This window comes from Aliiglaciecola litoralis (assembly GCF_039523355.1).
Taxonomy (GTDB): domain Bacteria; phylum Pseudomonadota; class Gammaproteobacteria; order Enterobacterales; family Alteromonadaceae; genus Aliiglaciecola; species Aliiglaciecola litoralis.
Genome location: NZ_BAAAFD010000001.1, coordinates 776,544 through 802,242, shown reverse-complemented (window position 1 = coordinate 802,242; position 25,699 = coordinate 776,544). Strand labels below are relative to the sequence as shown.

Here is a 25,699-nt window from a genome sequence, read left to right as displayed (position 1 = left end):
AAGGCATGGTTCAAAGTAACTTATAAGCGTCATATAACAAGTCATTAAAGAAAGACTCGTCACGGCTTGCTCGAGTTCCTTCGTCACTAGTTTAGCAAGCCTAAACTCGCTTCTTAATGAAGCGTTATTGATCGTCCGCTAACCAAGTAAAGTGATCATTCATTGGGCATTACATATTGATCCGTAAATGACACAATGCTGACTTACGGATTTAGTGCTATTAAGATTATAGTTGTGTGACATCGGGTTGGGACTGATCCAACTATATCAGCTGCTCCTTTAATCAACCTTTTGTGAGCGTTGTTGTTTGTTGTCACTCAGATGCATTAGCTCAGGTAAGTTCGGTGAGTCACGACTCAAGTTGTATCAGAAAGGATTCATCGCTTGTTTCTTTGCTAAATGCATCAAGTTCTTTGCTACTCACTTTCTCGAAGACTTCAACAAAACTGCACGCCTTTTTCTCACTTTACACATTGCTTCGTTCGAGATGTGCTTTACGACAAGATGTTTCATCTTGAGTTTTCCTAGGAGACGCTTCCCTCTTGAACCGTGATTTGAAATTTGTTTTATATTTGCGTTTGAATCTTTTGGGTAGATGCACAAATACCATAGATGTTGGTATATATAGTAATTTTCCATCGGTATTTTGATAGGTTGCTCGCCAAATTCATCACTGTTAGTGGCACATGTTCTTGGAAGGACTATTGAACTTTTGTGATGGCCTAAACAATACCCCAATACTGCTTGCATGAGTGTTACAGTGTCGGTTAGCGCCGTTTTTTTGTTTATTGAAGGTATCAGCATGTAACTAATTTGGTCATGCAGGAGTGACATGTCCTCGGTCTTGGTTGTCAATACAAGTGACGCATCTCGGCCCTTAATGACGGTTTGCGTATTTGCCAAATAATACACCGAATAGTTAGGCACCTTTTTGTAATCCAAGCTTTCTTTGGAAGTAATTATTTTAAAATTTACTAACCATGGATAGTGTGTTTTTAAATAGAACTTGACGATTTTCTTAAATTTCTCTGAATCGGAAACAATTAATAAACTTTCGTTTTGATACTTCATTTCTGAAAGCTTATTCTGACGTTTAAACACTCTGAAACCAGATGTATCAAAATTATCTAGTTGGTAACTGGATAGAAGCTGCTTGATGTTTAAGAAGGTTTCTAGCCACTTTTGTCTTGCCAAATCACATCTTTCTAATGTTTCTTGCGATTCTGCTTGTGTATTCATCAGCTTGGTCAGCATGGCATTGGTGTAATTAATCGTGCCATACAGATAGTAAAATAATAGCGATTTCCCCGTTTTGTAAGACGAGAAAAGAAGTTGTTTCTGAGTGTCGATCAATTTATTAATATCTTTAGATGATTCCACCTTAGGCTTAAGAAGTGATTCGATGGCTGCCAGCTCTTTCATCAAAAGTTCTTGTGAATAGACGTTTTTATACTTTTCGACATATCCATCTATATGCTTGGTAGTAAATATTTTAGATTTTAATACCTTAAGCGTTTGTACCTTTTGAGATGTACTCGACACTATCAGTAATCCATCGGGTCTTATTGGTATCGTTCCGGCAATCCTAGCGCCATCACTGCAGTTGTAGAACTCTTGCTCTTTCGGCTTTGCACTTGTTACTTGCTCTATAACCTGTCTTGAAACCTTAAACTCATGTTTGGTATTCACTGTTGGCCGAAAATTGCCAGGAACAATTAACGACGTATTATTTTTTTCTGCATAATCATAGGTTTCTTCACCATTTTCCTTGTAGTAACCGGATAACTTAGAATGATGATGTTTGACATCCACAAATCCAAGATCAACGCCAATTAAATAGATATTGGTAAACCCTATATTACTAAATAAGTCACATGCGAAGTTGCTAACGGTCGGAAAGGCGTTGTGCAATGCTGCAAAGTTTTCGCGTCCCAACACATTGAGAGTTGATACGGTAGACGATTCGCCTTCTTTAAATGCTATCATCACGTCTTTGTACAAATCGCAGGTGTCAGGATGGATACCATTACAAGAAATCAACGTTATACGCTTTAAATACGCTGGGTCGCCTATTAACATTGCCCAGTCAAAAGTACTGCGGTTTTGTTCAATCTCGGCATGAAAATCAGGAGTTATTCCGTGTCGATGTAAAGCTTGTAACGCGGTGCCGCAACTGACGACTATGGCTCTATCCTGCCACTCTTTAATGGCTTCAATTGAGCTATCTAAAGAGGGGCCATTACCAACAATAAATACCGGAACTTCTTTTTCGTCATAGGTAAACTTGCTTGCTGGATCAGCCGCCAAAACGGGTATTTTTCGTCGCATGCCCTCAGCAGTATGCGCTATCCCATAATAAGCATGGTCAAAGTATTCACCCATCGAGATAACTACTTGCAACTGCTCTCTAAGTTGACTGATGGCGTGATTTAAAGAAGCATTGTAATAGCTTTGATAGAAGTAAGTATTGTTTAAAATGTATGGACCAACGGCGTAAAATTGATTGAGTAAATCGCGGAATAAATTGGTGCCATCATCACCTATATTAAGATAAATTCGTGATTTTGATTGCTCTATTGACTCTAGTATTTGTTGCCAATCGATTGCAAATAAGGAGGCGTAAAAGAAGTCTCGATTAGGTTCACATATAAATAGCTTCTCAACCGTGTGATCTTTCACAAGCTCTTCTAATTGGTAACCTACGCCCAAACCGAACATAATGATCGAGGGGACAACGTCTGGCAAGGTTCCTACTTCTTCCTCTGCCTGTTTAAGTAACTCCTCAGTTTCTTTTACAAATTCGTAATGAGCGTAGTGGGCTAGTTTTGTGCCGTTGTACCCAAGTACTAATCCATCTTTAGTAGGTTGCTGGTTAAAGTTTTCAAAATTTAACAGGCAGTCGTGTTGCGGTGAGTCGCCATACCAAGTATGCAGACTATCCATTTTAAGTAAGTTGACTTCGCCTTGATTGTTGGCAATTGGCAACCACTTTTTCGGTTTGTAGTCTTTGTATTCTTGATATATTTGCGGGAAGTACTTTTTAAAAGCCGCAAGATTTTTGCTTAATTTATCGTTATCTGCTGTCAATTGTGAATGGGACGCCAAATCTATGTTGGGAGTCCAACTTGGCAAATAATCTAAATAACTTTCCTCTGACTTAATTGAAAAACCACTGTTTTTAATCTGCTCCCACGTTTTCTCTGATAAGTCGCTGTACAACGAATTAAATACCTGATGATTGTAATGCTTGAACAGGTGAAAACTTGAAACTGAACAATGCTCAATCAACTCGTTCATATCTTGCACTAGGTCTCTGCCGTCCTTTTCTAATTGCAAGAAGATAGCGGTGTCGTTGTCTTTGGCCAAACTGAAGATTTCTTGCCAATCAGTGATCATGACAGAGCATTGAAAATACTGTGGTTCTGGCTCGTAAATTAGCAAATACTTGATTTTGTGCTGCTTGAGGAGATGGCGTAAATGCAGTCCCAGGCCACAACCAAGTACCACTAAACACTCAATTTCATAAGGCAGAGGCTGTTGTCGTTGTCTGCGTTTCACACTGTCTAATTCTTCGATACTTTGCGCAGGTGAGTTAGTAGAGAGTGTCTCAGTGGCGGTTTTTTGGAACACAATTTCCGGACAGTGTTGTTCCAATAGCGCCAACTGATCCAGCACTTCTTGTTCAGGGTGAAAGCCATAAAACGTGCGACCTCTACCATAATCAACAATATTGTTTTCGCCGTATTTATTGACGAAAACCGAGTAGTTGGTTAATTCAGGTGACCTCACATAAGGTAATAATGATGGAATATTACGCTGAAATGCATTGATGTTACTTTTATGAGTTTTTAATATGAGACTGGCGAGTTTTTCGTCAAGCACGGCCTGCTTTTGCTCATCACTCTCAATATGTAAACGGATATTCTTCAGCATAATTAGTTGATACTCATTATTTATATGCCCCTCTTTCGGCTTAACATCTTATGCTATCGGCATGGCTAAAAAAAGAATAAGTCGTTGAATTTATTCTGGGAAGTGCAAAGTGCAGCAATCAACTAAACCTAGACCCTATTGAAACATATACCTAGTGATAGATTTTCATATGTTACTCAGGTTGTTTACAATTTACGCATAAGCCTCATTTGTGCTATTCTCAAAGGAGGTAAAAAGGGGTAAGTGATGAACGGTATAAATACTGAAACAAATTCCTCGTTGTTGCAACAACTGCAGCAAAAGCAAGAAACCTTGTTCGAAAAGCTTGCATCGGGAAAGCGTGTCAATAGTGCCGCAGACGATTCCGCTGCGCAGCAAATTATTGATAGGCTGACAACTCAGGTTGAAGGCAATCGGCAATCTATTTCCAATGCTTATGACGGTGTGTCTTTAACCCAAGTCGCAGAGGGTGGCTTGTCTGGCATCAATAGTGATGTCAATCGTATCCGTGAGCTTTCGGTACAAGCGGGCAATGGCATATTATCCGATGCTGACCGCGGCGCTTTGCAAGCTGAAATATCTCAACTGCAAGAAAACATTACCCAGACAATAGATCAAACTAACTTTGGTGGTCGGCAGTTGCTATCGGAAAGTGGCAATATCGATTTTCAAGTGGGCGCGAATGCCGGTCAACGAATTGGTGTGCAAACGCAAGACATCGCAGCTGAATTAGACGATGTCCTGAATATTGATGTGTCTACCGCTCAAGGTGCTGAAGAAGCCTTGGAAGCGGCAGATAATGCCCTTGAGTTTGTTGGTGGTGCGCGAGCAGAGCTCGGGGCTACACAAAATCAATTTGAAAGTGCCGCACGAAACTTAAGTCAGGCTGATGTCAACGTGTCAGCGGCCAGAAGTCGTTTGCAAGACACCGATTTTGCGCAAGCGACTACTCAAAGCATCGCGACGGGAATACAAAGCCAAGCTGCCTTAACGGTGCAGGCTCAAGCAAATCAACAACAAGGTCAGGTGTTATCTTTACTTAGTTGATAACGCTTTACTTTAATTCATTTCTATAAAGCAGCCTTTGGCTGCTTTATTTTTATCCAGTTATTTGATTTTTATCGCAAAACACTGACATTGTTGGTTGCTATCCAGCAACGAATGTTTAAAATCATTGTTATTGTAGATGGTGTTTTTGCAGTTCAATCGTTGGCGAAAATTCACTGCACAAACCAATAGATCCTATTATCCTATAAAAATAAAATATTACGCTTGGGGAAAAGATGAGTACTATTTTGATTATCAGCGAGCAATCGACGCGCGCCCATAATCTCAAGACAATCTTGTCTTTTTTAGGCGAACAATGCACCCTAGTGCCGTTTTCACAAGCCATCAGCTCGCTCAAATCTCAAGTCAGTTTCAATGCTGTGATTATTGATGTCGAATCGCCAGAATTGACAGACGATGTGGTCAGCAAGTTTCCTGCTCAGCCGTTTGTAGTGATTGGTAATGAGCACAATGACACAGACTTCAGAGCTAATGTGGTAGGGCAGCTTACCGACCCCGTTACTTATCCGATGTTAACGCAAATGTTGCATCGTTGTCAGGAATATGTGCGTAAACGTCCTGCTTCACAAGGTCATGCTAGCCACACTAAATTGTTTCGAAGTTTAGTTGGTAAAAGCGATGAAATTCAAAATGTCCGCCACCTGATTGAGCAAGTTTCAGTTTCAGATGCCAACGTACTGGTGTTAGGCGAATCCGGCACAGGTAAAGAAGTTATTGCGCGCAATCTGCACTTTTTGTCGAATCGTAAAGATGGGCCTTTTATTCCGGTGAATTGCGGAGCCATCCCAGCTGAATTGTTAGAAAGCGAATTGTTTGGTCATGAAAAAGGGGCCTTTACAGGCGCTATCAATTCGCGCAAAGGCCGATTTGAACTGGCCGAAGGCGGCACATTGTTTCTCGATGAAATCGGCGATATGCCGCTGCAAATGCAAGTTAAATTATTGCGCGTTCTACAAGAACGATTGTATGAGCGGGTAGGGGGCAATAAACCGATTAAGTGTGATGTACGTATTGTAGCGGCAACCCACCGTGAACTAGAGGAAATGATAAAAGAAGGATCCTTTCGAGAAGATTTGTACTATCGATTGAACGTGTTCCCCATCGAAAGTCCCGCCTTGCGTGACCGAAAAGAAGACATCCCGTTGCTGTTGCAAGAGTTGGTGTCACGCATAGAACGAGAAAACGAAGCCACGATTCGATTTACTGAAAATGCGATTAACTCGCTAGTTGAACATCAATGGCCTGGTAATGTCAGAGAGTTGTCGAATTTAGTTGAACGGCTGATGATTTTGTTTCCTAACCAAGTCGTTGATGTCAACGATCTGCCTGCCAAGTATCAATATACCAATGGCGATAACTTTGAACCAGATTATCCTGAAGAGCTATTGGAAAGAGAAGCCTTATTAGCCTTGTTTGGTGATAATGACGAAGAAAATAACGATCAAGACGTAAACTATACGGTGAATACCGATTCGAATCCCGACGACACCGCTGCAGCAGATGCAATAACGATTAACTCGGCGCTGCCGTCCGATGGTATGAACCTGAAAGAGTATTTATCTGAGCTGGAAATTAGCATGATTAATCAAGCGCTAGATCAGCAAGATGGTGTGGTAGCTCGCGCCGCCGAAATTCTCGGAATGCGCCGCACTACTTTAGTCGAAAAAATGCGTAAATATGGCATTGTGCGGGACTAATCAGCCCCGTTGTTAGCCAAAGCCCTTTGTTACTAAAATAACCAAATTCATTTCATTGTCATTTTGTTGACGTTAGTCTTTTCCAATAAAACCCCCTAGTTTATTGATTTTTAAGGTAAAAATATTGGCATGCGATATGCTATCTACCTGTCATAACGCCCTTAACTATTTTTTGACGTGAGGAAAGTATGGCGCTCGACAGTGCACTGCGGGAAAACTACGATACGACACAAGCTACAACCGATTTCGCGCATACCGAACTTGCCGATCAGGAGCGTCGCAATACCACTCAAGTATCACGGCGCGAATTTGAACAGCTTAAAAGCCAAGCCACGCGTTTGGAGCATTTGCTCCAAGTTATGCCAGCAGGAGTGGTGGTGGTTAATGGCCGAGGTATTGTTAAGCAAGCCAATGCCGTTGCCCGAGATTTACTCGGTGAACCGTTAGAAGGACAGCTTTGGCGAAACATTATCAGCCGCTCGTTCAAGCCCCAAGCGGATGATGGTCACGAGGTTTCGTTGCATGATGGTCGAAAAGTAAAGTTGTCAATCACGCCTCTGAACGAAGAGCCCGGTCAGCTCATCGTGCTAACCGATCTCACCGAAACCCGTCAATTGCAGCAGCGTATTAGTCATATGCAACGTTTATCGTCATTGGGGAAAACAGTTGCTTCTGTGGTACATCAGATCAGAACGCCCCTCTCAGCAGCAATTTTATATGCCTCTAATTTGGCCAGTCATAAATTAACCGATCAAGCCCGTGAGCGATTCTCTGAGAAATTAACCCATCGCTTGAAAGAGTTAGAGTCTCAAGTCAATGACATGTTGTTGTTTGCGAAAAGCGGTGAACAGCAGGTTGTACAGAGCATCGAGGTGAACCAATTGTTGGAGCAAGTCGCTGCAGCCAGTGAAAATATGCTTAGCCAAGCAGACGCAAGCCTGTCACTTAAATTGAGTGACCAACCGTTAACGGTCATTGGCAATCAGCCAGCGTTACTAGGCGCTATTCAAAATTTGATCCATAACGCCATCCAAGCACAGCCTCAATGCCAAATTGAATTGGGCTGCGAGTATGCCGATAACGGCGTTCATATTTCAGTAAAAGACAATGGCCCGGGTGTCGATCCCAGCACCATGCACCGACTATTTGAACCTTTCTTTACCTCAAAAAGTCATGGCACAGGGCTTGGTCTGGCGGTTGTCGCCACCGTTGCTAAATCTCATACGGGCAGCGTAAGAGTCCACAATATGGAAGGACAGGGTGCATGTTTTACCTTGCAACTGCCCCTTCATCACGAGTTATTGCAAACTGCAGGAGGTCAATCGTGAGCCAAACCAATATATTGATTGTTGAAGACGATGCCGGACTACGTGAGGCGCTGGTAGATACCCTTTTACTTGGGGGCTACAACGTTATCGAAGCGGATAGTGCCGAGCAGGCCATGATTAAATTGGGTCAAGTTCAAGTCGATCTTGTGGTCAGTGATATTCAAATGGGCGAAATGAGTGGCTTGGCTTTGTTGCGCAGCATTAAAAACAAATTCCCGAATATGCCCACTTTGTTGATGACGGCCTATGCCACTATCGATGACGCTGTTCAAGCGATGCGTGATGGCGCAACCGATTATTTGTCGAAACCCTTTAGCCCGGAAGTGTTGCTTAATTTGGTCAGCCGTTATGCACCGGCACAACAAGTTGAGTCTCGCGATCCTATCGCAGCCGATCCGGTCAGTATTAATTTATTAAGTCTAGCTAAAAAAGTGGCGTCTTCTGAAGCCACTGTGATGGTGCTAGGTCCAAGTGGTTCTGGTAAAGAAGTGTTGGCGCGCTATATTCACGATCAATCTAATCGTAGCGAGCAACCTTTTGTGGCGATTAACTGTGCTGCCATTCCAGAAAACATGTTAGAAGCTACCTTGTTTGGGTATGAAAAAGGGGCATTTACTGGCGCCATCCAAGCCTGTCCTGGGAAATTTGAACAAGCGCAAGGCGGCAGTTTGTTACTCGATGAAATTACTGAAATGGACATGGCCTTGCAGTCGAAACTGCTGCGCGTGTTGCAAGAAAAGGAAGTGGAACGTTTAGGTGGTAGAAAAACCATAGCGCTGAACGTTCGAGTGATTGCAACCAGTAACCGCGACCTGAAAGAAGCGGTTGAAAGCGGTAAGTTCCGCGAAGATTTGTATTATCGTTTGAATGTATTTCCACTTGTGTGGCACCCACTTGACAAGCGTGCAGGCGATATTATTCCACTGGCAGAGCATTTAATTGAGCGGCACTTTGCTGGCAATGGCAATGGCAATGCACCAACACTAAGTGCCTCAGCACGCAGTAAGTTACTGCAGCATCAATGGCCGGGTAATGTGCGAGAGCTAGAAAATGTCATCCAACGTGCGCTAATACTCACCGATGGGAACTCAATTGAGGGCAGTGATCTGATGATTGAAGTCGATACCGGACATCGTTCAGTAAACGAAAACCTATCAAGTGAAGTTGATGAAAGTAAGCTAGGGAGCGAGTTGCGTCATCAAGAGCACCAGATCATTCTAGATACCCTGCAATCGTGTAATGGACGACGTAAAGACGTCGCAGAGCGATTGGGTATAAGCCCTAGAACGTTGCGCTATAAATTAGCCCGTATGCGCGAAGTTGGGATCGAGTTACCCGCTTAAAACACCCTCACAAACCACATTGAAAAAGCCGATTTATCGGCTTTTTTGTTAAGTATTGTGGATGCTTCCATTCAAGATTTTGATTTTTTCCTCATGCCACACCGCTATGCATCGGTGTCAATAAAATGTCGCGTTATTTAACTTATTGATATTTATATAAATTATATGTTGGCACTGAGATTGCTTACTCCTTTCTAAACAGCAACATATCGTCAGAAATATGAAACCTCGACGGTAAATGTAACAGCAAAGCTGATTTGGAGTGACCGATGGAAATCAAAGCGCAGTCTTTATATCAAGAGATGCAAGCAATGGCCTCAGGGGCCAAGCTCGACATCATGCCAAACACGACACAGGCGGACTTTAACCCATCATCGAAAAACTTTTCCGAGATGTTGGGGCAAGCAATTAATACTGTTAATGACATGCAGTTAGAAGCCAAAGACATGCAAGTTGCTTTTGAGATGGGTGATAAAACCATGAGTTTGGCAGATGTGATGTTAGCCAAAGAGAAATCGGGAATTGCTTTTGAAGCAACCGTTCAAGTGCGCAATAAAGTCATGGAAGCGTACAAGCAAATCATGAATATGCCCGTTTAAAGACTAAGAGGATAAATTGTGGCTGAGGCAACAAGTACAGAACTAGCATTGAGCGATAACGATGCCTATTCAGATTCCAATGAACTGGAGCAAAAATCTGGATTTATGGATGCATTAGGCAGCGCTGATATGATGCGACAAGTGACCATTGTCATTGCCCTTGTGATCTGTATCGCAATCGCCATATTTATCATGCTATGGGCGAAAGAGCCGTCTTACCGCCCACTTGGTCAAATGGAAACCCAAGAGTTAATCGAGACCTTGGACTACCTCGATCAAAACTACCCCGACTATATCCTTGAAGGCAACACGGTCAAAGTGTTGGAAAGCGAATACAAAAAAATCAAACTCAATATGACCCGCCAGGGGCTGGCGAGCTCTTCTCAATCTGAAGGCACCGAAATTATCATGCAAGACATGGGGTTCGGTGTTAGTCAACGGGTAGAAAAAGAGCGCTTAAAGCATGCCAGAGAGCAACAAATCGCCCGTACTATCGAAGAAATCAATGGCGTTAAGCGAGCTAAAGTATTATTGGCAATGCCAGTAGAGAACGTGTTTGCCCGACGCGAGAAAAAAGCCAGTGCAACCGTTGTGGTTACCTCAGGAAGAGGTGCCAGTCTATCCAATGAAGAAGTCAGCGCCATTATCGATATAGTGGCATCTGCGGTTCAAGGTATGGAGCCCAACAAGGTTACGGTTACGGATAGCAACGGTCGATTATTAAATTCCGGCTCGCAGGATTCTGTGTCTGCCCGAAATCGTAAAGAATATGAAATGGAAAAGCAGCGCGAATCTGCCTACCTAGAGAAAATTGACTCGATATTAATTCCGGTGCTGGGACTGGGAAATTATACCGCCCAAGCTGATGTGACCATGGACTTTACTGCCGTTGAGCAAACGCAACGACGTTACAATCCCGACCTTCCTGCAGTGCGCAGTGAAATGCTGGTCGAAGAAAACAGCATTGGTGGCGTGATAGCTGGGGTTCCTGGCGCATTGACTAATCAACCACCGCTAGACTCCAATATTCCAGAGCGAGCTGGTAGTGCTAGCATGCAAACTACTTTGCCCGGTCGCAACTCAAAAGAAGAGACGCGAAACTATGAACTTGACACCACAATCAGCCATACTAAACAACAGACCGGTGTTATTAAACGATTGAGCGTGTCTGTTGCTGTGGATTATGTCACTGAAACCTCCGAAGATGGGACTGTGACAACCAGTCCGCGAGCCCAGCAAGAATTGTTGAATATTCGACGCTTACTACAAGGTGGAATTGGCTTTGATGTCACCCGCGGGGATTCATTAGAAGTGGTCAGTATTCCGTTTAGCCGAGATGATGATTATGAACCTGTCGTGGTACCTTATTATAAAGAAGAATGGTTCGCACAATATGTAAAATGGGGTGCCGCCGCGCTGGTCATTATCGTACTTATCTTTGCGTTGGTCAGACCTATGTTAGGAAGATTGATCAATCCGCAAGATACCACCGAGGGTGATGACTTCGATGTTGATAGCGCACTTGATTTGGGTGATGAGACCATTAGTATGCTGTCGCAAGAATTTGATGAAGGTCAGGTTGGTTTTGCCGCTGATGGTTCGTTAATGCTGCCGGATCTGCATAAAGATGAAGACGTACTCAAAGCCGTACGTGCACTCGTTGCTAATGAGCCAGAGCTTTCAGCCCAAGTGGTGAAAGGCTGGTTGTTACAAGATGAATAGGAAAGGTCATGCCTGAAGAAGCAGAAGATAGCGTTAGTTATGATGTGGGCAAACTCGAGGGTGTCGACAAAGCAGCGATATTGTTGCTGAGTCTTTCCGAAGAGGACGCTGCGCAAATTCTGAAACATCTTGAACCCAAGCAAGTGCAAAAGCTGGGGCAGGCAATGGCGCAGATCGACGATATGACCCAGCCTAAAATTAGCGCTGTGCACAAGCACTTTATCGAAGAAATACAAAATTACAGTACCATCGGATTCCAAAGCCAAGACTTTGTGAAACGGGCCTTAACGGCAGCCCTAGGTGAAGATAAAGCGGCTAACCTTATCGACCAAATTTTGATGGGCAGTGGCGCCAAAGGACTCGATTCACTCAAATGGATGGACTCTAAACAGGTGGCCAGTATCATCCGCAACGAGCATCCACAGATCCAAACGATCGTTATGTCTTATTTAGAAGCGGAGCAATCGGCTGAAATTTTATCCCAGTTCCCAGAAAAAGTGCGTTTGGATCTGATGATGCGTGTTGCCAACCTAGAAGAGGTGCAACCGGCAGCATTACAAGAATTGAATGAGATCATGGAGAAACAATTTGCCGGTCAAGCCGGTACGCAAGCGGCTAAAATGGGCGGCTTGAAATCTGCGGCTGACATCATGAACTACCTAGATACCAATATTGAAGGTCAGTTGATGGATGCCATACGTGAGCAAGACGAAGAAATGAGTCAACAGATCCAAGACTTGATGTTCGTATTCGACAATCTTGCTGATGTTGACGATAGAGCTATTCAGGCCATTCTTCGTGAAGTGCAACAAGACTCGTTGCTTAAAGCGATCAAAGGCGCCGATGAAGAGCTCAAAACCAAAATCACTAAAAATATGTCTAAACGAGCCGCTGAAATGCTACTTGATGATCTTGAAGCCTTGGGACCAGTGCGTATCAGTGAAGTTGAAACCGCGCAGAAGGAAATTCTTTCTGTTGCACGTAGGTTGGCTGATTCCGGTGAGATTATGCTTGGCGGCGGCGGTGGAGAAGAGTTCTTATAATGCAATCTGTAACCCTAGGTGAATCACTGTGAGTGATACTGATCTTACTGACGAAGAAATCGCTGCGTGGGAGCTGCCGTTTTTAGAGCAAACTGAAAACCTTGAGCCACAAAAAACCAATGCGTTCAATCGTCAAAGTACCTGGAGGTACGAACCGCCGGAAGAACAACCTGAAGATGTTGCTCCGCCGACGGCTGAAGAAATTGAATCCATCAGAGAATCCGCTTACAAAGAGGGATTTGAGCAAGGTAAAGCAAAGGGCGAAGCGCAAGGATTTGAAGAAGGCAAACAGCAGGGCTTAGAGCAAGGCCAAACTCAAGGGTATGAAGAGGGGCACCAACAAGGCCTTGCCGCTGGAGAGGATGAATTAAAAGCCTTGCTTGAGCACTGGCAGGGATTAATTGACCAACTCCAGCAGCCGGTGCATATCGTCGAAGAGCAATTGAAATCAGAGTTGGTCAAATTGTCTGTTTCCTTAGCGCGAGCCGTGATCCGAGCGGATGTTCAAACCAATCCACAAATACTGCTCAATGCACTTAATGCTGGATTGAAAATATTGCCAATTCAAGAAGCCAGCTATCATATCCACATGCATCCCGAGGATATTGATATCATTAAACAGCACTTTTCCGAAGAGCACATAGAAAAACATCATTGGGTATTTGTCGAAAACCCCGATATGAGCCGAGGTGGGTGCGATATCAGTACCCAAAATAATGCCGTGGATGTGTCGATAGAACGTCGGGTTAAAGACGTTCTCGATAAATTCTTACTAGAGCAGGGCCTTAGCGACCTGGAGCCACACTGATCCCATGAGCAGTCAATTGTTTGACCATATCACGTCTTTGCAAAGCCAAGTGCCTGAAGCGCCAAGCGTTGCTTCGGGAAAACTGGTTAGAGGCATCGGCCTCACCTTAGAAGCCGTGGGCTGCCAAATGCCGGTGGGTAGCCAATGTTTGGTCCAAACTATCGACGGACAAATTGAAGCTGAAGTGGTTGGCTTCGCCGAAAATGTGACCTATTTAATGCCCACAGAGGCCGTTAAAGGCATAGTGCCGGGCTCTAGAGTGGAGCCACTCGATAGAGAGCAGGGCTTGCCAGTGGGGATGTCCTTACTCGGCCGAGTGGTTGATGGCAATGGTCAACCATTAGATGGCTTAGGTGCAATCAAAGCGGAAAAGCGCGTGCCACTGAGTAAACCGCCAATCAATCCGCTACTGCGTAAACCGATAGAAAAGCCGCTCGACGTTGGTGTTAGAGCCATTAACTCTGTTATCACAGTGGGATCTGGCCAGCGAATGGGGCTGTTTGCTGGCAGTGGTGTGGGTAAAAGTGTGTTGCTGGGAATGATGACTCGGGGCACATCGGCCGATGTGGTAGTGGTAGGTCTGGTTGGCGAACGGGGCCGAGAAGTAAAAGAATTTATCCAAGATATATTGGGTGACGAAGAGCGCAAAAAGTCGGTTGTCGTGGCAGCGCCAGCTGATACCTCACCTTTGATGCGCTTAAAAGGTTGCGAAACCGCCGTGGCAATCGCCGAATATTTTCGTGACAAAGGCATGAATGTACTGTTATTGATTGATTCATTAACCCGCTATGCCATGGCACAGCGGGAAATCGCCTTGGCGGTGGGTGAGCCGCCAGCAACAAAAGGTTATCCGCCGTCGGTGTTTGCGCGTTTGCCGGCTTTGGTTGAACGTGCAGGTAATGGTAAAGAAGGGCAAGGCTCAATAACGGCGTTTTACACCGTTTTGACCGAAGGCGATGATTTACAGGATCCTATCGCTGACTCAGCGCGAGCAATCTTAGACGGACACATTGTGTTATCTCGTAATATGGCGGAGTCTGGTCATTATCCTGCGATTGATATCGAAGCATCCATTAGTCGTGTTATGCCAATGGTGGTGAGCGAAGAGCACCTCAGTGCAAGCCGTCGCATTAAGCAGGTTTACTCGAATTACCAGCAAAACAAAGATCTGATCAATATCGGCGCTTATACCAAAGGCACCGATCCTCGATTGGATCTAGCCATCGCCGCTGAGCCTGCGATTAACGCATTTTTACAACAAGGCATGAAGCAGGTAATTCCGTATGATGAAAGCCTTGAAGGCATGATGTCATTGACTCAGGGGTTAGGTAAAGGGTAATGGCTGAACGTCAACTACGGCAAGTTGCTAGGTGGGAAAAAGACAAAGAGGATAAATTGGCCGCTAATTTTCAATTGGCAAACCAGCATGTCACGCTAAATAAGCAAAAACTGTCGAGCCTCGAACGCTACAAGCTCGACTATTTACGTCAAACACAAACCGTAACCGATAAGCCTTTGAGCGTTGATACCTTCAATCAGCTCCATTCGTTTATTGGCAAGTTAGACAAAGCTTGTCAACAGCAGATGCAAGTTATCAGTCAGGCTGTAGTGGTCGCAGAGCAGCGCAAAGCGCAGTGGCTAGCACAACAACGCAAGCGCAAAGCGGTTGAGATGTTGCTGGAAAAGAAAGTGGCCCAAAGAGAAGATCGAGCTAATCGTATTGAGCAGCAGCTTATGGATGAACTTTCGACGCAACGTTATATTCGCAATACACTCGTGCGCTAGTAAAAAAAGAAGTTCGATTTGATTTTTACATGTTGGAACGCTCCTTGCTGAGTAATTACCAGTTAGTCGGTTTATCGCACGAATCGACAATAAAATGGGAATGAAAGATGCAACATATTGCCACCGACAAATCAGAATTTGCCGCCTTATCATTTAAAGTAGGCACGCAAAAAAGCCAAAATATCAATCCACAGGTTGATTTTCAGTCCTTTCTGCGTGAGGCCAATCCCATTTATAGTCAGCCTGTCCAGCCTCGAGTGGCGGTTGATAGAGTCAGTGAGCCATCAAATCCTTCTGCTAACAATGCAAGTTCACGGCAAAAGCAGGACGTTAAAGGAAGCGATCTCTATGATCGCAAGCAAACACCGCAGCAAACTGAGCAACAAGTAAAAGCGAAAAACACCACGCCTGCCGTCTCACAATCTAATAGCAATACGGCACAGGTGCAGCAGGGTAAATCAGCCCAGCAATCCAAATCAGTGGACGCTGCCGTTGAAAATGACAATCTGTCAGCTGACAAATCAGCGGCAGATAAAGCGGCGGCACATAATACCACTTCCAAGGCCGAGGATAATGAGCAAACGGGTACTAATAATCAGCAACCTTCGACGAGCAAAGAGTCCGAATTGACTGCTACTGGTGTAGAAACAAAAGATACTGACATCACAGCTCACACGTCAGAGGATGCCGCTGGTGAAGAAACGGCCGCAGAGATGCAAAGCGACATAGATTGGTTGACGTTAGTTGAATCTAGCTTGCGCGCGGATCTTGCCAACAACACGGATAAGAGTGCCAAACCGGCATTAAAAGACTCAGAGATTAAGCTATCTGCTGACATAACGGGTGAACTTGGAAGCAAAGCCAATGGGTTGGATGCACAGCTAGCCGCCGATGCTGCTCAAACACTTAGCATTGAAAAGCCAGTCACAGACGCAGGTACAGACCAAACGTTGCTAGTCACTGAAGAGCAGATAGCCGCAGACTTCGCTACCCAAAAAGAGCAATCAGCTCTAGCAACCTTAGCTGACTTGTTGAATAAACCGGGCGCTGCAAAACCTCCTATTGCTAAAATAGAAGAAGCAATAGAAGAGCTGTTGCTCGCTCAAAACTCTGCGTTGCGGGGAAAAAACACTGAAAACGTAGAGAACGCTGGGCAGCAACATAGTTTATTAACGGCAGTCCCCGCTGACATTCTGGTTGATGCAAAGAGTGCTAATAATGCGATGACCGAAGCAGAAACCAGCTTAGACGCTGAACTGTTGGTCGCCATGACGCTGCCGGAAAAATTGGCTGGCAATCAAAATCAAGTTGTACAAACAACTAACGTTAAAGCGGATACGACTACCATTGCCGCTGATATCTTGCCCGCAGGCTTAACCGAAAACTTACCTGAGCAATCCGCTAATACCATTGCTGAAGATCTCACTCGCTTAGCTAAACTGCCAGATACCAAACTTGATGCGGCATTGGCTAATATGGCTGATAGACTGGTCTCTGATGCAGATAAAAATCGTAATAATGCCGTGTTGCAAAGTCTTGAAAAAGTCACCTTGGGTGCCGATCCCGCTGTATTTAAAGAGAATTTCGTCGCTGCGTTGAAAGCTGGAATAGAAGAGTTTAAGGCGCAATTGCAACAAGGCCATCAACCTAGTATCGATCTTAACGCTATGGTTGCCGATAGCCTAACCAAAATCACCGGTGTACAGGTTAATTCAGAACAAGTTAGCGGTACATTAAGTCGTTTTAACCAAACCTTGGAAGTATCCAATTTACTTAGAGCACAAAACGACAGTGGTCAGTTATCTGCCAACATCACTAAGGTGACTAGTAACGATACCCTAACTCAGGCTCAAGTTACTCAACAAAAGCAAGGGCAACAGGTTGCGCAGTTTGATAAAGCGGTGAATATTACCCGCAATGAAGGCCTTCAGCAGATGGCTGAAAAAGTCAGATGGATGGTCAATCAGAACAATCTACAGGCTGAAATTCGCCTTGATCCACCCGATTTAGGAGCGATGAAAGTTAGGATCAATATGGCAGGGGATTCAGCCACAGTGAGTATTGTCGTTCAGTCGCAACAAGCCAGAGATGTGTTAGAACAAGCAACGCCTCGATTGAAAGAGTTGCTAGAGCAGCAAGGCATTGAGCTGGGGCAGTCTTCGGTGCATCAAGAGCAAGGTGATACTGACGCTGAAGCACAAGGTCAGCTTGCTGGTGGACATTCAGAACAACAAGAATTAGAAGACGAAGATATGATGCACATTGACCAACCGATTCGAAATGGTCGTTTAGGTGGTATTGATTATTTCGTCTAACGGCAGTTATTCATGCAAATTAGTTAATCAAAGATTGCGATTTGGTGTCACTATCCGATAATAGCATTAACAATCGCTGAAATAGAGAAGACCATGGCAGAAGAAGAATTACAAATGGAAGAGGGCGGCAAAGGCAAGATGATGATTATCATCATTGTTGCTGTTGTTCTTATCGGTGGAGGCGCTGCGGCCTACTTTCTTTTAGGTGGTTCCGATGACCCTGTTATGGAAGGCGGAACTGAAGTCTCTCAAGCCGCGGATGGTGAAGGGCAACCGACAGCGAATAAAGGTACGGCATTGTATATTGCCATGCCACGACCCTTTGTCTTTAATGTGCCAGGCCAAGGCAGAGATCGCTTAGCACAAATTAAAGTTCAGCTCATGGTGCGTGGTACAGACAACGAAGAGCTGGCGAAAATGCATATCCCGATCATTGAGGGCACCCTGCTGCGCGTTTTCAGTGGTGCCAATGCCGAAGATTTGGTGACTGAAGCGGGCAAAGTGTCGTTGCGCGACCAGTCGGTCAGAGAAGTACAAAAAGTGTTGAAAGAAACGGTAGATAATGACGTAGTAGAGCAGGTGCTGTTCACCGGCTTTGTGATGCAGTAACACCATGACAACTTTTAAATAGAAAGCGAGCAAACTTTTGAGCGATTTATTATCACAAGACGAAATTGATGCGCTGTTACATGGCGTTGATGACGTCGAAGAGGACGATACCGAGGATTTGGAATCTGATGGTTCCATGCAGGAGTACGACTTTTCTTCGCAAGATCGCATTGTGCGTGGGCGTATGCCGACTCTCGAAATCGTTAACGAGAGGTTTGCTCGGCACATGCGTGTCAGTCTGTTTAATATGATGAGGCGTTCTGCTGAGGTATCGATCAACGGTATCCAGATGATCAAGTTTGGCGAGTATATCCATACTCTGTTTGTGCCTACTAGCTTGAACATGGTTAGATTCAGACCATTAAAAGGTACCGGTCTTATCACAATGGAAGCCAGATTAGTCTTTATTCTGGTAGACAATTTCTTCGGCGGTGATGGCCGCTACCATGCCAAAATTGAAGGCCGTGAATTTACCCCAACCGAACGTCGAATTACACAAATGTTGCTGAAATTGATTTTCGAAGATTATAAAGAGGCCTGGGCTCCGGTGATGGACGTTTCGTTCGAATACCTTGATTCGGAAGTCAACCCAGCGATGGCCAACATTGTCAGTCCAACCGAAGTAGTGGTGATCAGTTCTTTCCACATTGAACTTGATGGCGGCGGCGGTGACTTCCATGTGTCTTTGCCTTATTCCATGCTTGAGCCTATTCGGGAGCTACTGGACGCGGGTGTGCAAAGTGACAAAGAGGACACCGACTTACGTTGGAGTAAAGCGCTTAGAGATGAAATTCTCGATGTGAATGTGGCTGTCTCCACCCACTTGTTAGACGTTGACGTGCCATTGAAAGCCTTAATGGATTTCAAAGCTGGGGACATTATTCCAATTGAAATGCCCGAAAACATCACCGTGCTGATTGAGGACTTGCCTACTTTCAGGGCCAAGCTTGGTCGTTCTAGAGACAATATCGCGGTGAAAATAACTGAAAAAATTCCAAGACCGACTTCTGTGAAGTCAGAGTTACAATTATTAACCAAAGGCGGACGCCGGATAGACAGCGATGCTGAACTTTCTGTACTAGAGGAAGATTTATGATCACTGCAAACCGAGGTAATACACAATGAGTGAAGATGATGCAATGGATGACTGGGCAGCAGCAATGGCTGAACAGGCAGACGAAGAAGCCGCAGAGGCAGAAGGCGGTGATCAAGACACAGACGTAAGCGTCGCTGAACTAGATGAATTATCTGAAGATGCGCCTATTACGCAAAAAGAAAAGAAGAAACTCGACACCATATTAGACATTCCTGTGACCATCTCTATGGAGGTTGGCCGCAGCCATATTAGTATCCGAAATTTACTCCAATTAAATCAAGGATCAGTGGTGGAATTAGACCGAGTTGCCGGAGAGCCATTAGATGTTTTAGTAAATGGCACGTTGATTGCTCATGGAGAAGTAGTAGTGGTCAACGATAAATTTGGTATTCGGTTAACAGATGTCATTAGTCAAATCGAGAGAATTAAAAAGCTTAGGTAACAAAAACTCTTTTAAAACATGGGTTTGGCTTCCGCTGAGCCTGTGTTTTTTCATCCCAAAACAGGTATTTGCACAAGCCGAAAGCCTGTCAAACCCCACCTCCATAGTGTCAATTTTTCTATCATTGTTGCTGGTAATCGCGATTGTTGTGGCGTTGGCGCTGATAATGCGACGGTTTAATGTCACTGCCACAGGCAATGGTCAATTAAATGTCGTTGCGTCTATGGTGGCAGGAACCCGTGAAAGGGTGATGGTTATCGAGGTCGGGGATGAACAGCACCTTATCGGTGTTACCGCAACCAACATTAATCATCTAGCCAAGCTTGAAACACCGCTTAGTAAAAACCAACCAAATCAGGCCGGGAGCTTTAAAGATAAATTAACCCAAGCCCTTGCTGGCAAAATTCAATCTGGTATAGACGGCGGGAAATCATCATGAAAATGTGGTTATTGTTGACTCTAAGTGTCATTTTGCTGATCCCAACTGAGGCATTGGCTGCGCCTGGTTTAGATGCACTCACGGTAACGACTAATCCAGACGGCTCGCAAGACTACACCATGACGCTACAAGTCTTGGCGATAATGACTGCGCTGAGCTTGCTACCCGCTTTCATCATGATGATGACGTCATTCACACGGATCATCATAGTGTTGTCAATATTGCGTCAGGCCATCGGTCTACAACAATCACCGTCAAATCAGATCCTGATTGGCGTTAGTTTGTTTCTGTCGATGTTTATTATGGCGCCGGTGTTTGAGCAGATAAACGAAACCGCATTGCAGCCTTATTTGAGTGAAGAAATAACGTCAATCGAAGCCTATGAACAAGCGAAAATTCCCATGCGCGCCTTTATGCTTTCACAAACCCGGATCAAAGATTTGGAGACTTTTGTGGAGCTTGGCGACATGCAGGACCAGTTTGATGATCCTTCCGAGGTGCCAATGACGGTGCTTATTCCCGCTTTTGTGACCAGCGAACTCAAAACCGCGTTTCAGATTGGCTTTATGCTATTCATACCCTTTTTGATCTTAGATTTGGTGGTCGCTTCTATTCTGATGGCGATGGGTATGATGATGCTATCGCCAATGATCGTTTCGTTACCGTTTAAACTCATGCTGTTCGTGTTGGTAGATGGTTGGAATTTGATATTTGGCACACTCGCAAACAGTTTTGGTTTGGGATAGGGGATTTATTATGTCACCGGAAATATTTGTTGAAGTGCTTAAAGAAGCGTTGCAGATGGTTATTTTATTGGTATCTGCGATTATTCTTCCTAGTTTGTTCGTGGGACTGATAGTCGCGGTTTTCCAAGCCGCCACTTCTATCAACGAGCAAACCATGAGCTTTTTACCCCGTTTGATCATGACACTTTTAGTGCTTAGCTGGGGAGGGCATTGGTTAGTGCAAAAGCTTATGGACTTTACCTTTAGTATGGTCGAGCGCATTCCAGAAGTGGTGGGTTAATATAATGGAAGTCGCGGCTACCACTATTACCGGCTTTATGGCTGATATGCTGCTGCCATTTATGCGCGTATCTGGTCTGTTTGCTGCTATGGTAGGAGTAAGCGCGAAAACCGTTCCTATGCCCATACGGGCGCTACTAACCTTGTTTTTAACGCTGGTCATCATGCCGGTTGTGCCGCCAGTCAATATCACTGAACTGCTGCATGTCGGCACCTTTGTGTTGATCATTCAAAATTTGATTATCGGTGTGGCCATCGGATTTATCTCCGCCATGGTGCTAGAGACCTTTGTTTTAGCTGGTCAGGTGGTCGCGATGCAGACTGGACTTGGCTTTGCATCCATTGTTGACCCTGTTAATGGCATCAATGTACCGGCAGTGGGGCAGTTCTATTTGATCCTTGCGACTCTGTTATTTTGGGCACTTGATGGCCACCTTGCCATGATCCGTATGATTGTTTTAAGTTTCCAAGCTTTCCCTATCGGCGAAGCTTGGTTTCAACCAGAACAATTTAGAGAGATTGCCCATTGGGCAGGCTGGATGTTTATCGGCGCTGTGACCTTGTCTCTTGCGCCCATAGTTTCATTACTGATCGTGAACTTGGCGTTTGGCATTATGACCAAAGCAGCTCCTCAGTTGAATATCTTCAGCATTGGTTTTTCTATCGCGCAGATTATGGGACTGGTGATCATCTGGTTAACCATGGATAACTTTACTCATCATTTCGAAATTCAATGGGAGCGCGCGCAATTGCTGATGTGTAATTTGGTTCAGGTCTGCGAGAATTAATCGATGGCTGATTCGCACGAAAAAACAGAAGACCCCACGGCCAAAAAAACCGGCGATGCCCGAAAAAAAGGGCAGATTGCGCGATCCCGCGAATTATCCACCACCTTAGTGTTAGTTGGTAGTGCAATCTCTTTCTTGCTGGTCGGTGAACAGATTGCTCGTGCGGTTTATCAAGTTACCTTACGCACTTTTACGTTGTCCCGCGACGAGACTTACGATTTAAACCATATGTTTCAAGCTTGGGGTTATGCCTTTGAAACTATCAGCGTACCGGTATTACTGTATATGTTGATGGCGACGGTCGCAGGAATTTACGGCAGCATTGCTTTGGGCGGGTATAACTTTAGTTGGCAATCGGCAGCATTCAAAGCCAATAAAATGAGTCCGATTGCCGGTTTCAAACGCATGTTTGGGGTAAACGGTTTAGTTGAATTACTCAAAGCCATCGCCAAGTTTGTGGTGGTGGCGACTACGGCTTACATCGCTTTTATGATGTTCCAAGAAGAAGCCTTGCATTTGGATAGAGAGCTTTACCCAAGAAACTTGTTTCACGCCATGGATCTTATCGCTTGGGCTTTTCTAATGATGTGCTGCGCCTTGATCCCCATAGCTGCTTTTGATGTGCCTTATCAAACATGGAAGCACAACAAAGAAATGAAAATGACCAAGCAGGAAGTCAAAGACGAGCGTAAAAATTCGGAAGGGGATCCGCAAGTCAAAGGCCGGATCAGAAAACTGCAATACCAAGCTGCCGCTAAACGCATGATGCAAGAAGTGCCTAAAGCTGACGTGGTGGTGACCAACCCGACGCATTACTCAGTGGCCTTGAAATACGATCCGAATGGCGACAAAGCGCCCACAGTGATTGCTAAAGGTGGCGATGAGCTTGCGATGCACATTCGGAAGATAGCTGGAGCTCATGGTGTGCCTATTGTGGCATCTCCACCACTGGCACGGGCAATTTTCCATACCACCGAAGCGGATCAAGAAATCCCCGAGAAATTATTCATGGCGGTAGCGCAAGTACTGGCATACGTGTATCAAGTGAAAGCATTCAAGAGCGGCAAAGGAAAACGACCACCACCACTAAGACAAGACCTGCCGATACCACCGGATATGCGCTACTAAATGTGCCTGCAGGCATGTTACTAACATGCCATTCCCTTATGCCGCAACGGACGTCATTCCCGCATGTCCCACCCTCGTCATTCCCGCATGTCCCACCCCCCGTCATTCCCGCATGTCCACCCTCGTCATTCCCGCATGTCCCACCCTCGTCATTCCCGCATGTCCCACACTCGTCATTCCCGCATGTTGTTAGCGGGAACCTCCCAAGCATCCTACAGAAGTCAAAAGCAGCCCAAGACTCACAAAAACGCGGTGAATACATCCTTGTATGCTTGACGTTTTCGTCCATGAAAACGACATTTTGTGCTCCTCAGTCTGCTTTTACTTAGTCTGTTTTAGAAGGTGAAAAAATAAAATGTCATGCCCGCGTGTCGTTAGCAGGAAGCTCTCAAACGATGCGCCGAGATCTAACAAACCTTAAACGATCAACCAAGAAATAGATCATTGTATGAGTTTTACTATTCATCTCTAGTTTTGGCTAATTGAACTTTTTGAAACAGATTTAACAAATATTTCGCTCCATACTAGATGTACAACGGTTTAAATTGGAATTTTGGACATATTGTGGACCGACGTTTTAACCCTCTATTGATTACTTTCCTATTGTTCGGCTTAACGTCACTCGCTTTTGCCGCAGATAAACACGCACCTTCTAAAGAAATTGCGTGGAGCAAACTGCAAGGTCTAGGGGACATAGAGTATTTTCAGTTAAAAAATACAAAGCCCAACAAAACTAAACATCCTTATCACATTTTTGTGAGATTGCCTGACGAATATAATCAATCAGAAAAAGTATATTACCCGACATTGTATTTACTCGACGGTGGTACTAACTTCCCCTTGTTTGCGGCTTATTATTCGTATCTAAGAGCAATGGAAGACGTACCAGCGTTGATTATTGTGGGGATAAGTTATGGAAATAATGATTGGCGCAAGGGTAATGACCGTAGTCATGATTTTACCGTAACCACTATAGAGCGAGAGTTTTGGGGAGGGGCCCAAATTTTTGAACAATTTCTTAGTGATCGCCTAATGCCTTCAATTCAAGAAAAGTACCGAGTTGATAGTCACAAGCAAGTACTTTTTGGACAGTCATTAGGAGGACAGTTTGCGTTGTATACGAGTATGTACGGAGACGCACCGTTTTTCGCAGTAATTGCCAGTAACCCGGCTTTACATAGAAATCTAGATTATTTCAAACAAGGTATGAAGAAACGTGACATGCGTCCAAAAGTCTATGTTTCTATCGCTGAATTTGACGACCCAACTTACAAAGAACCAACATTGAATTGGGTTGAATATTGGCAAAAACAAAATGTAGAGTGGGAATATAATTTTGATAATTTAAAAGGGCATAATCATCTTTCCGCGTCACCCGTTGCTTTACGCAATGGACTAAAGTGGATTTTTAACAAATAAAGGGCATCGTTGAGTAATATAAGCCGGCCAAGGGGCACAAAAAGGTTATATATTTAAATACATCTCTTCGCTCCAATGCTGTCATTCCCGCATGTCCCACCCTCGTCATTCCCGCATGTCCCACCCTCGTCATTCCCGCATGTTGTTAGCGGGAACCCCCAAAACAATCCGCTTAGGTCGAAACAGGTCTAAGTTAAATTACCTTAGTTAACCAGTGGAGGGTGTTTAACACCATTTGTTGCCACTGCGAACTGGGATCAGTAAATCCGGCTATGGATTGACTGCCATTGTCATTATTAAAGATCATGGCGGTAAACCCATTGGAGTCAGCAAAAATAACCACTCTGCCTTGACCCAATTGACCAGCGACTGCTTGTGAGTCTCCCATGCCAATGGGGCCAACGCCGGTTGAGTGCATCACATTTTTAGCGCTAGGGCTGAGCGTAAGAATATTGCTATATTTGCCATTAGTACTGATAGCACTGCCACTATAGGTTTGCAGATAATGAATTGTTTCAGATGGATTTCGCCCTTGGGTAATAGGGTGCTCAGTATTGAGTAATCCATTGTCCTTCGAAAAGTGCAGTCAAGATGCTTTTTCTCCATGGTGCTTAGGTAGGGGGTCTTCAACGTAACCAATAGATGATTGCGTATCAAAGCGCGCTAACAGCGGGTTAATCGCTTGGTCAAAGGGCGCGTGTTCACTAAACGCTAATAACGCGCCGCCTTTAATCACCCAGTCTCCCAGTGCATCGAGCTCTTTATCGGTAAAAGTAACTTCGGTAGTTACTTGATTTTTTGTTGTGAAGTCAAACGGTAAGGCGGTAATAATCATCACTATGTCGATCCCTTTTAGTGTTTGCTCACTAAAGGGCTTTTCCGAGATTACGATTTGATAGCCATCGACTTGGGCTAAGGCAATAAAAGGATCAAGATAATGCCACTGCACAAAGAAATTATGGTGTGCTCCATCAATTAAAATGGTTGGCCCTGTGGCTTTTTCATAGGCCGGGGTTTGAATCTTGGGAGTAAACGCCGGATCATTAAACATCGGCCATTCTGCGTCTTTTGCATGCAGTTGCGCAGTAAATACCAGTAACAATATGAAAAAC

23 protein-coding genes are annotated in these 25,699 nt (G+C 44.6%); 20 read left to right on the top strand and 3 right to left on the bottom strand.

Annotation, left to right across the window (positions count from 1 at the left end; translation table 11 throughout):
• Positions 1-420: 420 nt before the first annotated feature.
• Positions 421-3,933, bottom strand: coding sequence for a motility associated factor glycosyltransferase family protein (locus tag ABD036_RS03590; protein WP_343856521.1), 3,513 nt, complete (start codon positions 3,931-3,933; stop codon positions 421-423).
• A gap of 246 nt (positions 3,934-4,179) precedes the next feature.
• Here ABD036_RS03590 and ABD036_RS03585 point away from each other — a divergent pair, with 246 nt between their 5' ends.
• The 20 genes from ABD036_RS03585 to ABD036_RS03490 all read left to right on the top strand — a co-directional run bounded on the left by ABD036_RS03585 (position 4,180) and on the right by ABD036_RS03490 (position 24,587).
• Entirely contained in the window at positions 4,180-4,980 is an 801-nt protein-coding gene (locus ABD036_RS03585; protein WP_343856519.1) for a flagellin N-terminal helical domain-containing protein, read from the top strand.
• 236 nt (positions 4,981-5,216) lie between these two features.
• The gene (locus tag ABD036_RS03580) at positions 5,217-6,698 is read left to right on the top strand and encodes a sigma-54 dependent transcriptional regulator (RefSeq protein ID WP_343856517.1); all 1,482 of its coding nucleotides are present in this window, start codon (positions 5,217-5,219) and stop codon (positions 6,696-6,698) included.
• A gap of 188 nt (positions 6,699-6,886) precedes the next feature.
• Positions 6,887-8,026 carry a sensor histidine kinase gene (locus tag ABD036_RS03575; RefSeq protein ID WP_343856515.1) on the top strand — a complete coding sequence of 380 codons (1,140 nt, stop codon included), beginning with the start codon at positions 6,887-6,889 and terminating at the stop codon, positions 8,024-8,026.
• A complete protein-coding gene (locus tag ABD036_RS03570) occupies positions 8,023-9,369 on the top strand; it encodes a sigma-54-dependent transcriptional regulator (RefSeq protein WP_343856514.1) in 1,347 nt (448 codons plus the stop codon). Before ABD036_RS03575 ends, ABD036_RS03570 begins: the two co-directional genes overlap by 4 nt.
• A gap of 269 nt (positions 9,370-9,638) precedes the next feature.
• The gene (gene fliE, locus ABD036_RS03565) at positions 9,639-9,968 is read left to right on the top strand and encodes a flagellar hook-basal body complex protein FliE (RefSeq protein WP_343856512.1); all 330 of its coding nucleotides are present in this window, start codon (positions 9,639-9,641) and stop codon (positions 9,966-9,968) included.
• 18 nt (positions 9,969-9,986) lie between these two features.
• A complete protein-coding gene (fliF, locus tag ABD036_RS03560; protein ID WP_343856509.1) occupies positions 9,987-11,690 on the top strand; it encodes a flagellar basal-body MS-ring/collar protein FliF in 1,704 nt (567 codons plus the stop codon).
• 8 nt (positions 11,691-11,698) lie between these two features.
• Entirely contained in the window at positions 11,699-12,733 is a 1,035-nt protein-coding gene (gene fliG, locus ABD036_RS03555; RefSeq protein ID WP_343856506.1) for a flagellar motor switch protein FliG, read from the top strand.
• Between the two features lie 28 nt (positions 12,734-12,761).
• The gene (gene fliH, locus ABD036_RS03550; RefSeq protein WP_343856504.1) at positions 12,762-13,541 is read left to right on the top strand and encodes a flagellar assembly protein FliH; all 780 of its coding nucleotides are present in this window, start codon (positions 12,762-12,764) and stop codon (positions 13,539-13,541) included.
• Between the two features lie 4 nt (positions 13,542-13,545).
• On the top strand, positions 13,546-14,880 hold the full coding sequence (fliI, locus tag ABD036_RS03545; protein ID WP_343856502.1) for a flagellar protein export ATPase FliI: 1,335 nt from the start codon (positions 13,546-13,548) through the stop codon (positions 14,878-14,880).
• The gene (fliJ, locus tag ABD036_RS03540) at positions 14,880-15,326 is read left to right on the top strand and encodes a flagellar export protein FliJ (protein ID WP_343856500.1); all 447 of its coding nucleotides are present in this window, start codon (positions 14,880-14,882) and stop codon (positions 15,324-15,326) included. The genes fliI and fliJ overlap by 1 nt, the downstream gene beginning before the upstream one ends.
• Before the next feature lie 107 nt (positions 15,327-15,433).
• A complete protein-coding gene (locus ABD036_RS03535; protein ID WP_343856499.1) occupies positions 15,434-17,641 on the top strand; it encodes a flagellar hook-length control protein FliK in 2,208 nt (735 codons plus the stop codon).
• Between the two features lie 93 nt (positions 17,642-17,734).
• Positions 17,735-18,250 (top strand): flagellar basal body-associated protein FliL, encoded by a 516-nt coding sequence (gene fliL, locus ABD036_RS03530; RefSeq protein WP_343856497.1) that lies wholly within the window; start codon positions 17,735-17,737, stop codon positions 18,248-18,250.
• 37 nt (positions 18,251-18,287) lie between these two features.
• Positions 18,288-19,346: a flagellar motor switch protein FliM gene (fliM, locus tag ABD036_RS03525; RefSeq protein ID WP_343856495.1), complete on the top strand. Its 1,059-nt coding sequence runs from the start codon at positions 18,288-18,290 to the stop codon at positions 19,344-19,346.
• Positions 19,347-19,371: 25 nt separating this feature from the next.
• A complete protein-coding gene (gene fliN, locus ABD036_RS03520; protein ID WP_343856493.1) occupies positions 19,372-19,788 on the top strand; it encodes a flagellar motor switch protein FliN in 417 nt (138 codons plus the stop codon).
• Complete coding sequence (fliO, locus tag ABD036_RS03515) at positions 19,748-20,227, top strand: flagellar biosynthetic protein FliO (protein WP_343856490.1); 480 nt, start codon at positions 19,748-19,750, stop codon at positions 20,225-20,227. Before fliN ends, fliO begins: the two co-directional genes overlap by 41 nt.
• Positions 20,224-20,973, top strand: coding sequence for a flagellar type III secretion system pore protein FliP (gene fliP, locus ABD036_RS03510; protein ID WP_343856487.1), 750 nt, complete (start codon positions 20,224-20,226; stop codon positions 20,971-20,973). The genes fliO and fliP overlap by 4 nt, the downstream gene beginning before the upstream one ends.
• Positions 20,974-20,983: 10 nt before the next feature.
• Complete coding sequence (gene fliQ, locus ABD036_RS03505) at positions 20,984-21,253, top strand: flagellar biosynthesis protein FliQ (protein ID WP_343856485.1); 270 nt, start codon at positions 20,984-20,986, stop codon at positions 21,251-21,253.
• Between the two features lie 4 nt (positions 21,254-21,257).
• Complete coding sequence (fliR, locus tag ABD036_RS03500; RefSeq protein ID WP_343856482.1) at positions 21,258-22,040, top strand: flagellar biosynthetic protein FliR; 783 nt, start codon at positions 21,258-21,260, stop codon at positions 22,038-22,040.
• Positions 22,041-22,043: 3 nt separating this feature from the next.
• The gene (gene flhB, locus ABD036_RS03495) at positions 22,044-23,168 is read left to right on the top strand and encodes a flagellar biosynthesis protein FlhB (RefSeq protein ID WP_343856479.1); all 1,125 of its coding nucleotides are present in this window, start codon (positions 22,044-22,046) and stop codon (positions 23,166-23,168) included.
• A 564-nt stretch (positions 23,169-23,732) separates the two neighbouring features.
• Positions 23,733-24,587 carry an alpha/beta hydrolase gene (locus ABD036_RS03490; RefSeq protein WP_343856477.1) on the top strand — a complete coding sequence of 285 codons (855 nt, stop codon included), beginning with the start codon at positions 23,733-23,735 and terminating at the stop codon, positions 24,585-24,587.
• Positions 24,588-24,780: 193 nt separating this feature from the next.
• Here ABD036_RS03490 and ABD036_RS03485 read toward each other — a convergent pair whose 3' ends face one another.
• On the bottom strand, positions 24,781-25,008 hold the full coding sequence (locus ABD036_RS03485; RefSeq protein WP_343856475.1) for a hypothetical protein: 228 nt from the start codon (positions 25,006-25,008) through the stop codon (positions 24,781-24,783).
• Positions 25,009-25,173: 165 nt separating this feature from the next.
• A complete protein-coding gene (locus ABD036_RS03480) occupies positions 25,174-25,689 on the bottom strand; it encodes a hypothetical protein (protein ID WP_343856474.1) in 516 nt (171 codons plus the stop codon).
• Positions 25,690-25,699: the final 10 nt, after the last annotated feature.

Bases quoted from the DNA above. Each gene is read 5' to 3' on its own strand.
- ABD036_RS03590 (WP_343856521.1), bottom strand. From the start codon at position 3,933: ATGCTGAAGAATATCCGTTTACATATTGAGAGTGATGAGCAAAAGCAG.
- ABD036_RS03585 (WP_343856519.1), top strand. From the start codon at position 4,180: ATGAACGGTATAAATACTGAAACAAATTCCTCGTTGTTGCAACAACTG.
- ABD036_RS03580 (WP_343856517.1), top strand. From the start codon at position 5,217: ATGAGTACTATTTTGATTATCAGCGAGCAATCGACGCGCGCCCATAAT.
- ABD036_RS03575 (WP_343856515.1), top strand. From the start codon at position 6,887: ATGGCGCTCGACAGTGCACTGCGGGAAAACTACGATACGACACAAGCT.
- fliE (WP_343856512.1), top strand. From the start codon at position 9,639: ATGGAAATCAAAGCGCAGTCTTTATATCAAGAGATGCAAGCAATGGCC.
- fliG (WP_343856506.1), top strand. From the start codon at position 11,699: ATGCCTGAAGAAGCAGAAGATAGCGTTAGTTATGATGTGGGCAAACTC.
- fliI (WP_343856502.1), top strand. From the start codon at position 13,546: ATGAGCAGTCAATTGTTTGACCATATCACGTCTTTGCAAAGCCAAGTG.
- fliJ (WP_343856500.1), top strand. From the start codon at position 14,880: ATGGCTGAACGTCAACTACGGCAAGTTGCTAGGTGGGAAAAAGACAAA.
- ABD036_RS03535 (WP_343856499.1), top strand. From the start codon at position 15,434: ATGCAACATATTGCCACCGACAAATCAGAATTTGCCGCCTTATCATTT.
- fliL (WP_343856497.1), top strand. From the start codon at position 17,735: ATGGCAGAAGAAGAATTACAAATGGAAGAGGGCGGCAAAGGCAAGATG.
- fliN (WP_343856493.1), top strand. From the start codon at position 19,372: ATGAGTGAAGATGATGCAATGGATGACTGGGCAGCAGCAATGGCTGAA.
- fliO (WP_343856490.1), top strand. From the start codon at position 19,748: ATGTCATTAGTCAAATCGAGAGAATTAAAAAGCTTAGGTAACAAAAAC.
- fliP (WP_343856487.1), top strand. From the start codon at position 20,224: ATGAAAATGTGGTTATTGTTGACTCTAAGTGTCATTTTGCTGATCCCA.
- fliQ (WP_343856485.1), top strand. From the start codon at position 20,984: ATGTCACCGGAAATATTTGTTGAAGTGCTTAAAGAAGCGTTGCAGATG.
- fliR (WP_343856482.1), top strand. From the start codon at position 21,258: ATGGAAGTCGCGGCTACCACTATTACCGGCTTTATGGCTGATATGCTG.
- flhB (WP_343856479.1), top strand. From the start codon at position 22,044: ATGGCTGATTCGCACGAAAAAACAGAAGACCCCACGGCCAAAAAAACC.